The 13382-nt window shown below is 68.4% G+C and carries 12 protein-coding genes; 3 read left to right on the plus strand and 9 right to left on the minus strand.

Annotated features, from left to right (window positions below; all coding sequences use genetic code 11):
* Positions 1 to 274: 274 nt before the first annotated feature.
* The 7 genes from ACOZ35_RS12480 to ACOZ35_RS12510 all read right to left on the minus strand — a co-directional run bounded on the left by ACOZ35_RS12480 (position 275) and on the right by ACOZ35_RS12510 (position 9090).
* Positions 275 to 1006: a hypothetical protein gene (locus tag ACOZ35_RS12480; protein ID WP_424013885.1), complete on the minus strand. Its 732-nt coding sequence runs from the start codon at positions 1004 to 1006 to the stop codon at positions 275 to 277.
* On the minus strand, positions 1006 to 2127 hold the full coding sequence (locus ACOZ35_RS12485) for a signal peptidase I (RefSeq protein ID WP_424013886.1): 1122 nt from the start codon (positions 2125 to 2127) through the stop codon (positions 1006 to 1008). The genes ACOZ35_RS12480 and ACOZ35_RS12485 overlap by 1 nt, the downstream gene beginning before the upstream one ends.
* Positions 2127 to 3338, minus strand: coding sequence for a SipW-dependent-type signal peptide-containing protein (locus ACOZ35_RS12490; RefSeq protein WP_424013887.1), 1212 nt, complete (start codon positions 3336 to 3338; stop codon positions 2127 to 2129). The genes ACOZ35_RS12485 and ACOZ35_RS12490 overlap by 1 nt, the downstream gene beginning before the upstream one ends.
* On the minus strand, positions 3335 to 4105 hold the full coding sequence (locus ACOZ35_RS12495) for a hypothetical protein (protein WP_424013888.1): 771 nt from the start codon (positions 4103 to 4105) through the stop codon (positions 3335 to 3337). The genes ACOZ35_RS12490 and ACOZ35_RS12495 overlap by 4 nt, the downstream gene beginning before the upstream one ends.
* Before the next feature lie 216 nt (positions 4106 to 4321).
* Positions 4322 to 6025, minus strand: a complete 1704-nt coding sequence (locus tag ACOZ35_RS12500) for a SipW-dependent-type signal peptide-containing protein (RefSeq protein ID WP_424013889.1) — start codon at positions 6023 to 6025, stop codon at positions 4322 to 4324.
* Between the two features lie 114 nt (positions 6026 to 6139).
* A complete protein-coding gene (locus ACOZ35_RS12505) occupies positions 6140 to 7480 on the minus strand; it encodes a SipW-dependent-type signal peptide-containing protein (protein ID WP_424013890.1) in 1341 nt (446 codons plus the stop codon).
* Between the two features lie 131 nt (positions 7481 to 7611).
* A complete protein-coding gene (locus ACOZ35_RS12510) occupies positions 7612 to 9090 on the minus strand; it encodes a VWA domain-containing protein (RefSeq protein WP_424013891.1) in 1479 nt (492 codons plus the stop codon).
* A gap of 390 nt (positions 9091 to 9480) precedes the next feature.
* Here ACOZ35_RS12510 and ACOZ35_RS12515 point away from each other — a divergent pair, with 390 nt between their 5' ends.
* Positions 9481 to 10011 (plus strand): DUF7344 domain-containing protein, encoded by a 531-nt coding sequence (locus ACOZ35_RS12515; protein WP_424013892.1) that lies wholly within the window; start codon positions 9481 to 9483, stop codon positions 10009 to 10011.
* 58 nt (positions 10012 to 10069) lie between these two features.
* On the opposite strand, the gene ACOZ35_RS12520 is transcribed toward ACOZ35_RS12515, so the two are convergent.
* A complete protein-coding gene (locus tag ACOZ35_RS12520) occupies positions 10070 to 10966 on the minus strand; it encodes a hypothetical protein (RefSeq protein WP_424013893.1) in 897 nt (298 codons plus the stop codon).
* Positions 10967 to 11164: 198 nt separating this feature from the next.
* Between ACOZ35_RS12520 and ACOZ35_RS12525 the strand changes: the two genes are divergently transcribed.
* Positions 11165 to 11716 (plus strand): DUF7344 domain-containing protein, encoded by a 552-nt coding sequence (locus ACOZ35_RS12525; protein ID WP_424013894.1) that lies wholly within the window; start codon positions 11165 to 11167, stop codon positions 11714 to 11716.
* 90 nt (positions 11717 to 11806) lie between these two features.
* Here ACOZ35_RS12525 and ACOZ35_RS12530 read toward each other — a convergent pair whose 3' ends face one another.
* A complete protein-coding gene (locus ACOZ35_RS12530) occupies positions 11807 to 12688 on the minus strand; it encodes a methyl-accepting chemotaxis protein (RefSeq protein ID WP_424013895.1) in 882 nt (293 codons plus the stop codon).
* A 214-nt stretch (positions 12689 to 12902) separates the two neighbouring features.
* Here ACOZ35_RS12530 and ACOZ35_RS12535 point away from each other — a divergent pair, with 214 nt between their 5' ends.
* Positions 12903 to 13316 carry a hypothetical protein gene (locus ACOZ35_RS12535; RefSeq protein ID WP_424013896.1) on the plus strand — a complete coding sequence of 138 codons (414 nt, stop codon included), beginning with the start codon at positions 12903 to 12905 and terminating at the stop codon, positions 13314 to 13316.
* The last annotated feature ends 66 nt before the right edge of the window (positions 13317 to 13382 follow it).

Here is a 13382-nt window from a genome sequence, read left to right on the forward strand (position 1 = left end):
TAGCCCAGCATCCGAACGATGCTGGCGAGGAACACGAGGAGAAGCAACGCGACGAGCAGCAACAGCGCGGTGAGTTTCGCGCCGGGCGCGGCGCAGCGTCCGTCGGACGGTACGCCGCGTCTCCCGAGACGCTCCCGCGGCCGGCTCGGCGAGGGCACGCTCAGGCTCCGTGGCCGGACCCCGACGGTGCTGACTCGTTCGTCACCGTCTCTTCACTCGACGGGTCCGACTGCTCCCGCGTCGGATCGGTCGGTGCGGTGTCGTTTTCTTCCGTTCAAGTGTCGTTCTCGTCCGCTGGTGCGGAGCCGTTCTCTTCCGTCGGCGCCGAGTTGTTTTCGTTCGTCTCGGTATCGTTCGTCGCTGGCGCCGAGTCCGTTTCGTCCGTCGACGGCGCCGAGGCGTTCTGCTCCACCTCTGTACCGTCCGTCGGCGGCACGGTGACGTTTTCGTCTGTCGGCGGAACCGAGGCGTTCCCGTCCGTTGGCGGCACGGTGACGTTTTCGTCCGTCGGCGGCACGGTGACGTTTTCATCTGTCGGCGGCACCGAGGCGTTCCCGTCCGTCGGCGGCACCGAGGCGTTTTCGTCTGTCGGCGGCATCGTGGCGTTTTCGTCTGTCGGCGGCATCGTGGCGTTTTCGTCTGTCGGCGGCATCGTGGCGTTTTCGTCTGTCGGCGGCATCGTGGCGTTTTCGTCTGTCGGCGGCATCGTGGCGTTTTCGTCTGTCGGCGGCATCGTGGCGTTTCCTTCGGTCTCCGTGCCGTTCGCCGCTGGTGCCGTCCCGTTTTCTCCCGTAACGGTCGTCCCGTTCTCGACGGGGGCGATCGCCACCGCGAACTCGCTTTCGCTCGACTCGTTGATCTCGCGCAGTTCGTCCGGGGTTTCGAACGTCGTCGTCATGTCGACGCTGGCAGAGAGGACCGCAACCGTGGCCCCGCCGGCGAACGCGACGCTCCACACCAACACGGCCAGTGCGACGAGCGCGACCAACCTGCGGTTCGCGGCCATCAGTCCACCTCCCCGGTGGCGTCGGGACGCGCGGCCGGCGTCGGCGCCGATGCCGAGTCCTCGGCTGGCACGCCCTCCGCGTCCGCGGCGACGGCCTCCGAGTCGACCTCATGGGTCTCGTCGGTCTCCTGGTCGAACTCTTCGACCACCGCGTCGGCTCCGTTGGCCTCGGCGTCGGTCTCCGCGGTCTCCGCGCCGGGCGCTGTGATCCCGCCGTCAGCGGCGGCCGGGGGCGGTGATTCGCTCGCCGGGGCCGCCGCGGTTGGGTCGCTCCGATCGAGGACGCCGCTCGCCGGCATCCACATCGCGAGCGCGCCGACTAGGAGCGTCGCGGCCGCGACCGCGGCCGCGATCGCGACCGCGCTCCGCAGCTCGAACGCGACGTACGCCGTGTACGGTGCGACCGCAACGAGTACTGCCGCCGCGCCGCCGACCGCGTCGACCGAGACGCCGCCGGAACCGCTCGCGGCGGTGCCGACGGGAACTGGACCGACGTCGGCCGCTTCGGCCACCTCGGTCGTCTCGGCCGTCGCCAGCTCGCTGGTCTCGACGTCGACCGACTCGTCGGCCGAGCCGACCGTCGTCGGGGCGCGTTCCTCGGGCTCGTCGCGACCGCGGACGATCGACCAGATCTCAGTGACCGCGAGCAGCCCGAAGGGGAGCAAGACGAGCGCGACGAACCCGACGCTCGTCCCCGCGAACTGGATCACGTACCCGATGTACGGGATCGTCAGCGTCACGGCGCCGACGAGGTTCCCGGCGGGGACGAGCCCCGGATCCGGCCCCTCGTTGGCGTCGCCCATCGTCTCGAACGCGAGGGTGCCCCCCTCGTCGACCACGTCGATCACGCGGTGGGTCACCGGCACGTTGCTGGTGCCCCGCATGAACGTGATCACGTCGCCCTCGGCGATCGCGGCCGGATCGCGCTCGGCGACGATCACCACGTCGCCCGGCGCGATGGCGGGCGTCATACTCGCCGTGAGCACGACGAAGCTCTCGTCGGCGCCGACGACCTCGGGGGCCGCGTACACCGCGAACGGCGCGACGAGCGCGATCAGCAGGACGATCCCGAGTACGTTCGCCGCGCGCTTCGTCCGTGGTGCTGTGAGTAGATTGATCATCAGTTCTCCTCCGTGTCGCCGTCTCCGGACTTTCCGCCGTCGTTTCCGGGCTTGTCGTTACCGTTTCCACCGCCGTTCCCGTTTCCGGACTTCCCACTGCTGTTTTCGTCAGTTGTGTCGCCGTCGACGTTTTCGCCGCTGATGGCGTCACCGGAACGCTCGTCACTCAGCCCGTCCTCGCCGTCGCCGGCGCAGACGAAGACAACGATATGACTGATCCCGTATCGCTCGCCGTTGTCCGGGTTCAGCGGCGCGAACAGGACCTCTCCCGTCTCCGTGGCGGGCGGGTCGAGCTCGTGGCGTTCGGTCCCCTGCCCGCCCTTGATCTCGACCGCACACACGGACGGTCCGGCGGTCCCGTCGGGGCCGCGGAGGGCGAACCCGGCGCCGACGGTCTCACCGGCCTCGCCCCCTTTCGTCTCGACCGCAGTGATCTCGATCTCGTGTGCGCCTACGCCCGCGGGCAGGCCGACCAGCGGGAGGGTGTCGCCGACCGCGAGTGTCGCCTCGATGTCGTCCGCCTTCCCGAACTCGACGCATGCTAGGCACTCTTCCTCGAACTCCTCGCAGACGACCTCCGCGAAGGGATTCGCCCCGGGCGCGTTCGCCTCCGCCTCCGTAACGTGGCGGCACTGCTCGGCGTACAGGTGGAACGTCAGGTCGGTCGTCTCCCCGCCCACGTCGGGCGAGTCCGCCGGGAGGTACGGGGCGACCTCGACGGCGATCGAACCCCCGTCGGGGCCGGCCTCGAGGCAGCCGTCGTCGATCCGAATCCCGGTCGCGAGCAGGCGCTCGACCTCGGCGAGGGGGCGGTAACCGCCTGTCACCGACTCGCTGTCGACGACGACCTCGACTTCGAGGGCGTCCCCGAGCGGGTCGCCGTCGGGGCAGCGAGTCGCGAGCCACACCCGAACGGGGTTCGCCGACGCGCCCACCTCGAACCGCTCGGGGCGGGGGCGCTCGTCGAACGTCGTCCGATCGACCGCGAGTGGCCCGACGGTGACGGTCCCGTCCGTGGGCTCGCCGTCCACCGTCAGTCCGACCTCGCCGGCGCCGAAGGCGTTGTTCGGGAACGTCTCGCGGTCCGAGAGGTACGCGCCCGTGCCGAGGCCGCTCGCCATCCCGACCGCGCCGACGCCGCCGATCCCGGCGAGCAGCCGCCGGCGGCTCAGGCCGCCCGAGCGCCGTCCCGCGTCGTTTCCGGGGGTCATGCGCTCCCTCCGGCGGGGTCGCCGTCCGTCAGGACGTTCGTCTCGAAGGGGTTTCCCTCGGAACCGCACTCGTCCACGGCGAACTCCACGAGGAAGTCGACCGCGCCGCCCTGTCCGGCGTTGCCGCCCTCGCCGTCGAACTCCCACGCGAAGGTCAGACAGCGCTGCTCGCCGGGACCCAGGCAGCCGTCGCCGAGGAGCCCCGGGCGCAGTTCGACCCCGTCCGCGAGTTCGGACTCGTCGATCTCCGCGAGCGTCTCGTCGGCGAGCAGCTCGCCGGCGCTCGCGAACTCGCCTTCGGCGCCGCCGCAGCTGCCGATGCCGAATATCCCGGTGTCCTGTCGGACCGTGAGCGTGATGCGCTCCGCGAGGGCGGCGCTCGCGTCGTCGAGGTTGTCGAGGCCGGGGTCGATCTTCAGCCACACGCGGGCGGTGTCCTCGGGGTCCTCGAGCCGGAGGCCGACGCTCGCGGTGCCGTAATCGTGCGGCAGCGCGTTGTCGACGTCGACGAGCCGGATCCCGGCCGCTTCAACGTCGTCCACCGCGCCGACCGGGCTCGAGTCGACGACCGTCCCGTTCACCGTGCGCCGCCACCCGACGAGGAGATTCAACGGCGTGTCCGTCTGGGCGTACGTGTAGTCCGTGTACTCGTCCCAGTTGTCAGTCCCCGTGGATCGTCCGGAGGCGGCCCCGAGGGTCACGAAGCCCACGGCTCCGACGCCCGCGAGTGCCTCCCGCCGCGTGAGTTTCGATTCTTTCTGTGTCATTGGTGTCGTTGCGGCTCCGAACGGCCGTGTCGTCGGTTCCCTCTCTCTTCTCGCCTCTTCTACTCTCACCGCGGTCGTATGTATGCGCGACCTACCCGGCCGGTCCGGTGACCGTACCCGACGGTACGGGGGTCGTACCCGCCCGCAGTCGCCCGATCGTCCGGCCGCCCGGCGAGGGTCGGCCGTCGTCGCCGGAGCGGGCTTCGAGACGCCCTCTCAGGCCGCCTGCGGCCCCGAACCGTCGTTGTGGCGCGCCTGCTCGGTGTAGAAGCCGAGGTCGAAGGCGAGCGTGTCACCCTGGACCTCGTTGCCCACTTCGAGGGGTAGCTCCCACTCGAGCGCGACGCAGTGCATCACACCGTCGCCGCGGAACGCGTCGCGGTCCGGGTCGTCCGCCGGGTCGCTGAGCTCGTCGTACAGCGTCGCGCGGTTGCCGTCGAGCGGGATCCCGTCCCCGTCGGCGAGCTCGGCGAGGACGTTCGCGAGCGTGTCCTCCATGATGATCTTCTCTTGGGTCGCCTGCGCCGCGAGGTTGCCGAACACCGTCGGGATGTTCAGCGGGTCGTCAAGGTCGTTGAAGAACAGCGGATCGCCGCCCGCCCCGCCGGCGGGGCCGGCCATCGCGAGGAGCGTGCTGGCGCTGCCGTTCACGTTGATCGTGTAGACGTCGGTCGCGGGGTTGGGCGACGCCGCGCGGGCGTCGTCGGCCGCGCCGGTCGGCGAGGAGAACGTCGTCGAGCCCGTCCCGTTGAACGATTCGCCGTCCGAGAGGACGATGTTCCGCTTCGCGACGCCGCTCCGCCCGTTCGAGTCGAGCTCGCCTTGCGCGTCGTCGACGCCCTCGCCGATGTACGTCCCCGTCGCGATACCGCCGCCCGCGAACGGGTTCGGGTCACCGTCGCCGTCGGACGGTGTCGAGCCTGCGCCGCCGCTCACGACGTTCGCGAGCTTCTGCCGCAGGCCCGACAGCGCGCCGTCGACCACGGACAGGTCGCCGGTCAGGGGCTGTAAGATCCCGGTCCGGGGTTCGTTGTCGCCGCCCTTCTCGCCGTCGAAGTACGCGACACCGACCTGAACGTCCGCGTTCGAGTTCTGGAGGAAGTCGATGAACTGCCGGGTGCCAAGTTCGACCAGGTCGATCTTCGTCGTCTCGCTGTAGGTGGTTCCGTTGATCGCGATGTCGTCTTCGCTCACGACGCCGCCGAACTGGTCGTACAGCATCGAGCCCGAGAAGTCGAGCGTCAGCATGATGTCGACCGGCTCCGCCGGGTCGTACACGTTGTCACAGTCCTCGTCGTACCAGAGGCGCGCCTCGATGGCGTCGCCGAGGTTACCCATGTTGTCCGGGTCGACGATCAGTTCGGGCTCGGTTTCGGTGCCGCCGTCGTCGTCGACGTTGGCCGCCTGCATCCAGATGTAGCCGGGGTTGTCACAGAGGTGGAGCGAGAAGGTGATCTCGCCGGAGTCCCCGGGCTTCACGTCGGTGAGCTGGACGAGGCTCTCCATCTCCTCGCCCGTGACGGGGTCCGTCCCGAAGTCCGCCTCCGAGAGCGGCGGGATGTTCTCGCAGGTCAGCACCGGGAGGTTCGCCCCGTTGCTGTCCGGGTCGGTCTCGTCCGGGAAGTCGCTGTAGCTGAACACGTCGCCGTCGATATTGACCGACTGCTCGCCGTCGCCGTCGTGGTCCGGGTGCGCGCTGACGAACTGGCGTCCCTCGCCGAAGTCGTAGGTCTGTTGCCAGTCGACCAAGAGGTCGAGCTGGCCGGCGGTCAGCTGGTTGCCCTCGAACGACTCGGTGTCGTTGAAGTACGCCGTGGTGCCGAGGCCGGCGCCCGCGGAGGCCACGCCGATCGCACCGAGGCCCGCCAGCATCTTGCGCCGCGACAGTCCGATCGTGTCGAATTTCTTGTTGTCTGTCATGAGTGTAAATCCCCGAAGGGAGTCCCACCGACGGAATCGAACCGTCGTCCCGGCCGCCCGCGTGGTCCGGTGTGGGAGAGCGGTCACGCCGCCCGAAGCGGCGTTGTCAGCGCGTCAGTCGCTGAACTCGACCGCGTCGCTGCTGTCGAGGAAGTCTGGTCCGACCGCGGGGTCGTCGTTGACCTTCGCGACCGGCCCCTCGCCGCCGGTGCTGCCGTACCCGAGCAGCCGGAACGTCGAGTTGATGTCGCTGTTCGGAATCCCGAACACGATCGTGTTCCCGACCTTCGCCGCCGAGAAGCCGGCCGGAAGCGGTTCGGCGGCGCCGTAGCTCCCGCCGTTGTTCGGCTGGTATCCGAACGGCGCGTCCGGGAACCCGGCGTTGGGCTGCCAGATGAGCTGCCAATCGTGGGTGCCGTCCGCGTCCGCGTCGACCGCAACGGGGAAATTCGTGCTGGAGTAGTCCGCGGTGTCGAGGAAGTCGACGCCGTCGCCGTCGTCGGCGAACGCGAAGCTCAGAACGGTCTGGTTCTGGCCGAACGAGACGCTGGTGTAGACGTTCCCGTCAGTGGGGTTGCCCAGGGTCTGGCCCTTCCAGTCGTTGTCGTACGCGGTGACGACGGTCTCGTCGACGCAGGGGTTGTGGGTCCCGTCGTTGTGCCGCGACTGGACGGCGAAGAACTCGAAGTCGAACATGACCGAGTCCGTCTGAATCTCGTTTCCGACGCTCGTCGGCACCTCCCATGTGAAGCAGACGCACTGTTCGGCGATATTCGGCGTTCCCTCGACGAACGGCTCGGTGACGCCCTCGAACGCGGGGCGGTCGGCGAGCGACGCGCTCGCGTCGCCGTCGCCGGAGAGCGGGACGCCGGCTTGGAGCGCGAGCATGACTTCTGCCAGCGAGCCGGAGACGATCTCGTCGCCGATGACGTTGCCGCCGTCGCCGTCGGGCGTACAGTACGAGACGGTCACCTCCATCGCGTCCGCGAGGTCTCCCGTGTCGGGGGTCTCGTCGTCGTCACTCTCGGGTTCGGTCTCTCCGTTCTCGTCGTTCGCGGTCAGCTCGCCGCACATCCACATGTACGCGGGGTTGTCGACGATCGAGAAGCAGAACTCGCCCTCGCCGGAGTCGCCGGGCTTCAGGTCGGAGACCTGGATGCTCAGGCCGTCTCCCTCTTGTGTGACGACTTCACCGTCGTCCAGCTGTCCCACGACGTTGCCGTTGATGAAGCTCCCCGAGGGCGTCGAGTACTGCGCGTAGCTACCTTGGTCCTCTGAGTAGTCGACGTGGACGAACAGGTCGAGCGAGCCCGCGGTCAGCGTGTTGTTCTCGAACGTCTCGGTGTCGTTGAAGTACGCCGTGGTACCGAGGCCCGCGCCCGCGGAGGCCACGCCGACCGCACCGAGTCCGACCAGCATCTTGCGCCGCGATAGTCCGATTGTGTCGTCGTTCATTGTGTATCATCCCCGAAGGGAACTCCCGGGGGCGGTCGCGAACCGCCGTGTCGGCCGCCCGAAGGCGCCGAACCGGGAACCGGGCGCGTCGCCCGGGGGAGAGCGGAGAGGCTCCGCTCGGTGTTGCGTGTTCAGCTCGACGAGTTGCCCGCGCTGGTGCTGTTCGCCTCCGTGCCGTTGAACGTCACCTGCGGGTCGTCGTTGTGCCGCGACTGCTCGGCGTAGAGACCGATGTCGAACATGACCGAGTCGGTCTGGACCTCGTTGCCGACCTCCGCCGGGAGCGTCCACTCGAAGCCGATGCACTGGGTAGTCGCGCCGGGGTACGGCTGACGATCCTCCTCCTGGCGGTTGCCGTCGAGCGCGACGCCCTCGGTGAGCTCTTCGAAGACCTCGCTCATCGTGCCGGAGAGGATCTTCTGTTCGCCCTCCAAGACGATCTGCGCAATCTCAGCGTAGACGGAGTTGAGGTCGGCCGGGTTGGGCGCGAGGAACGCGTCGTCGGGGGACGTGGAGATGTCCTCCACGAGGTCCTCGTCGACGCTGCTGCCGAGCCCGATCCCGAAGATACGCGTGCCGGCGTTCTTGGCCGCCGTGGCGGCCGCCCGAGCGTTGCCGATATTCTCGAAGCCGTCGGTCAAGACGATCATGACCTTCGAGGCGCCGGGCGTCGCGTTCGTCCCGTTCGTGAGTTCGTCCTGAGCGACGTTGATCCCGCCAGCGACGTTCGTGCTGCCGGACGCGGTGTAGTTGTTGATCGCGTTGATGACGTCCTGGTAGGTCGTCGTCAGCTCCTGGTCGAGCGAGGCGCCGGAGCCGAACGAGATCGCGGCGGCCTCGTCCGGCGAGGAGAGGTTACCGACAAAACTCGTCGCGGCCGCCTGTAGCGCCGTGAGGTTCGAGCCGCTCATCGAGCCGGAGACGTCGCTAACCAGCGCGACCTCCAGCTCCTGCCGCTCGCCCGTGCCCGTGGGCTCGTACACGTTGTCGCAGTCCTCGTCGTACCAGACGCAGACCTCGATCGCGTCCGCGAGCTCGCCGATCCCGTCGGCATCTTCGCCCTCGTCTTCCAGCTCGGGCTCGCTCTGCCCGTTCTCCGCGTTCTCGGTCAGCTCGCCCGAGAGGTAGAGGAACGCGGGATTGTCACAGATGTGGATGCTGATAGTGACTTCGCCGGAGTCGCCGGGCTTCACGTCCTCAAGCGTGAACACCGGGATCCCGTCGCCGTTGACGAGGTACTCGTCCGCCTCGGGCGAACAGAAGTCGAACTCCCTGCCCTCGCCCTGAACGAGGTCCTCCCAAGCCTCCATGTCCCCGGGCGAGGGCGCCTGTCCGAGCAGGTACGTCCCCTCACCGAGGTCCTCGGCGTCCGGGTAGCCCATCGACTGGACGTGGTCCAAGCGGCCGGGACCGCCGAAGTACGTCGACTTGTAGTCCAGCTTCAGGTCCAGTTCGCCGGCGGTGAGCGTGTTGTTCTGAAACGTCTCCGTGTCGTTGAAGTACGCCGTCGTCCCGAGTCCTGCGCCCGCGGACGCGACGCCGACGGCGCCGAGGCCGGCGAGCACCTTGCGCCGCGAAAGTCCGATCGTGTCGTTTGTGTCTTTGCTCATGGTCTCCCCCCGACTCGCCCCCGTCCGCGTCGGTCAGCCGAATCGGTTACTTCCCCCTCCGACGGATACCCACCTAGTTACGCGCTCCCACGTCACCGTCGAACGGCAGATTCCAAACGGTAGAAGGACTCACGCCGCAGGTCAAAGATCGCGTTCGACCGGCGGTCCGACGCCCCTACCTCGGTGATCTCCGACGGTATGAGAGTCGTACTTCCGACCGAAAACGCGGCACGAAGGCCGTACTCGCCGCGTCGGATCCGACAGGCATCTCGTACCTCCTCCCCCGGATCGGCGACCGCGAGCGGTAGCGCGCCCATACATATACCCCCGTCTGACGCAGTCGGCGATAGAACTCGGGCACCGCGAGCGCGGCCGCCCGGAGGTCACTTCATGAAACTCCGAAACGACGTCCTTCCGGCCGAACAGGTGTATGCTATCCTCGCGAACGAGCGCCGACGGCGCGCCATCGAACAGCTCAGCTCCGTCGGCGGGACCGTCTCGGTCAACGAGCTGTCGACGCTCGTCGCCGGTCACGAGACCGGGGAGAGTCCGCCGCCGACGCGCTGCCGCGAGAGCGTGTACACGTCGCTGGTCCAGACGCACCTTCCGAAGCTGGCGGACGCGGGCGTGATAACGTACGACCGCGACTCGCAGACGGTCGAGCTCTCGCGGCGCGCGCGCGACGTGCGGCTCTACACGGAGATACTCGCGCCCGGCGGCGCGACGTGGTCGGAGCTGTACCGCGCGCTCGCGGTGGGGTCGCTGCTCGTCGTGCTCGCCGCGCTTCTCGATGTCCCGCTCGTCTCGGCCGTCGACCCGGTCCTCTGGACCAGCCTCGCGCTCGGCGCCTTCGCCGCTGCCAGCGCCGTCCAGCTGTGGGTCAACCGCTTCTCGGTGCTGCGACAGCTTCGGCCGCGGTGACCCGACTCGAAAAACAGCCCTCTCCGTACACCCCGCATTTCTCCGCCCGCCGTCGCCGCTACTCGCTCACGTCCGCGAGCGACGCCGGCAGCCGAAGTTCGAACAGCCGCGCGTCACAGCCCGCACAGCGCCCGGCGACCGCGTCGTAGCTGGAGCAGCAGGACTCGACGACCCGCTCTTCGAGCGCCACCGTCCCGTCGCAGGCGGGACACTCCTCGACGAACAGCCGGAGGGCGCCGAGGATCCCGCTCCGGTCCGCGAGCGGCAGCGCCGACCAGTCGTCGCGGGTCGCCGTCAGCACGCGGTCGGCCGCGACGTCCGCCCTGAACGCCGGGCGCGACTCCCAGTAGCCGATCCGCTCGCCGTCGGCGAACGCGAACGCCGCGCCGCCGCGCCAGTCGATCGACAGCGCGTCGCGGTCGAGTCCTGTGAGCCCCGCGAGCGCCGCGAGGTCGTCCGGGCCGTTTCGGTCCGCGCCGCGGCTCGGCTCGTCGGCCTCGACCGCCGCCCGCCACGCCGCGGCGAAGTCGGGCGCGAACGCGGAGTCGTCGCCCGCCGGCGTCTCGACGAGGATCCCGGCGTCGAGGAGGTACGCTTCCGGGTCGACGTCGCCCACCGGACGCTCTCCCTGCCCCGCCCCGTCGGGCGCCTTGCCGAACAGCGCGAGGACGCGTTCCGGGAGGTACCGCTTCGTGAGTTCCGGCGTCCCCGGAACGAGGTAGCCGCGGAGCCAGATCGCCGCGAGCGAGGCGAGGAAGACCCCGCCGCCGACGCCGGGGCCGAGCAGCCCGCCGGCGGCGAGCGACGCCCCGGCGGCGATGCCGACGTTGACCGCTGTACAGGGGAGACAACGGTTCGCGCCGGTGTAATCGGGGCGACGGAGGCGGTCCAGCGAACGGCGCCCGCGCCGTTCCGACGGCCGGTCCGATCTCTTCGTGTCGTGTGACGTAGTCATCGTACGATGTTCGCGCCGAACGATGGTATGTATGGAGCTCCTACCGTCCGGTGAAAGCCACAGAAACGCGGGTAGAGTCTCTCAAAACTCGGTATCGATGTCCCGACATATCCCGCCGTCCGATTATTCTCGAAAATTATAGAAAATGATATGTTCTTTGGTGTCAATTAACGCAGTAATTACTCCGATGAGGGCCCCATGACGCTTCAACTCAAAACGCCAGACTCGGTGCCGGACGACGAAGAGGGGCCGTCGCGCGACGAGGTCTTCACCGCGCTGAGCAACCGGCGGCGGCGGAACGTGATCACGTATCTGAAACAGCACGGCGACGGCGCCCGCGTCAGAGACATCGCCGAGCAGCTGGCGGCGTGGGAGAACGACCGCGAGGTCAACGAGGTGACGTACAAACAGCGCAAGCGGGTGTACACCGCGCTCCACCAGTCGCACCTGCCGAAGCTGGCGTCCAGCGGGTTCATCGACTACGAGTCCGACCGGGGGCTGGTGTCGCTCACCGAGGAGAGCCGGCAACTGGAGGTGTACCTAGAGGTCGTTTCGGACAACGAGATCCTCTGGAGCGAGTACTACGTCGGGCTCGCGCTCACGTGCGGGCTGTTGGCGGCGGCGGCGTGGGCCGGCACTGTTCCCTTCGGCGCGGTTTCCGGGTACGCGTACGCGGTGCTCTTCGCGCTCCTGTTCGGCGCGTCCGGGCTCGTTCACCGGGCGTCGACGAAGCGGAACCGGCTGGGCTGAACGCGACGGCGAGCCGCCCCTCGCCACCGTCCCCGGGGGCTACTCACCCGACTCCCGGTCCGTCGTTCGCCCGGCGTCCCGGCCCGCCGCTCACTCGACGAGTTCGCCCAGCTCGTCGATCTTCTCGGCCTGTTCCTCGTTGGCCGCCTTTATCCGCTCCGCCTCGGCCGCGACGTCGTCCGCGGTGTCGGCCGCCGACTCGATCATCGACGACACCTCCTCCGTGGAGGCGGCCTGCTGGTCCGTCGCGTCGGCCACCTCGCCCACGCCCTCCGTGGCCTCGGTGACCGCCTCGTCGATGTCGTGGAGCACGTCGACGGTCTCGTCGACGCGGTCGAGACCCGTCCGCACCTCGTTGCTCGCCTTCTCGATCCGGTCGCTCGTCTCGTGGGTGTCGGCTTTGATCTCGTCGACTAGCTCCTCGATGTCCTCCGCGTTCCGCTGTGACTCCTCCGCGAGGTTCTTCACCTCCTCGGCGACCACCGCGAAGCCGTCGCCCGCCTCGCCCGCCCGGGCCGCCTCGATGGAGGCGTTCAGCGCGAGCATGTTCGTCTGGTCGGCGATGTCGTCGATCACGTCGACGATCTCGTCGATCCGCCCGATCCGGTCTTCGAGCCGCGAGACGGTGTCCGAGACCTCGTCGTTGGCCGACTCGACGGTCTCCATCGCGTCGATCGCGTTCTCGGCCACCGTACACCCCTCCTCGGTCAGCTCCTGTGCGTGCTCGCTCACCGTCTCGACCTCCTCGGCGCTGGCGGCGATCTCCTCGACCGTCGCGGACAGGTTCGACACTTCCTCGGAGATCTCTCGCATCGACGCGGACTGCTCGTCGGTCAGCTCCGTTACCTCGTTCGACCCTTTCGAGACGATCTGCGAGATCCGGAGCAGCTGCTCTACGGTCTCGCCGATCTCCGCCTGTATGTCGGGTTCGGTGCGGCCGTCCGCCTCGGGTCCGTCCGATCGGGTCGCCATACGGACACCTCCCACAGGCCGCTGGTTAATCTGACGGTGAAAATACCAGAACGGATAACTCGACGAAAGACGTGAAAATCCGGAAGTAATCTCGGAAACTGAACGCCGTAAGTGGGCGAACGTATACGTTCGATCGGACGGGAGATATCCCCGAAATATCTCGGGTGATAATCACCGGGCTACCTTTTTCAAGAAGTGTTGAGGATCCGGAAGTATGGCGACATCGACAACGGCGATCGAGGAGACCGACATCTACACTGTCGAGTGGGACGCGGCGCTCGACCTCCCCGTGTTCACGTGGGACGAGTACGCCGCCGGCGAGGCGTTCCGCGAGGGCGCTCGCCGCTGGGAGGAGATAATCGCGGACCGGAGCGCGGACAAGTACATCGTGAACACCGCGGGCGTGACCGCACACGACGACGCCGACAAGCGCTGGCTCGCCGAGGAGTGGGTCCCGGACCTCATCGACAAGGGAGTGACGCGCGGCGCGGGCGTGTACGCCGACTCCGCGATCGCGAGCATGGAGATGGAGGAGGTCGAGAAACAGCTGAGCTCGCTCGACCCCGACTTCGAGTTCCGCGCGTTCGCGAGCAACGAGGAGGCGAAGGCGTGGCTGAAAGACCAGTAACGGCACGCGACGACTGACGCTCCACCCCCTTTTCCCGTCGGCGCGGCGAACGCTCACACCCCCGAG

Origin of the sequence: Halorubrum xinjiangense (assembly GCF_049604745.1) — an archaeon.
Lineage (GTDB): Archaea > Halobacteriota > Halobacteria > Halobacteriales > Haloferacaceae > Halorubrum > Halorubrum xinjiangense_A.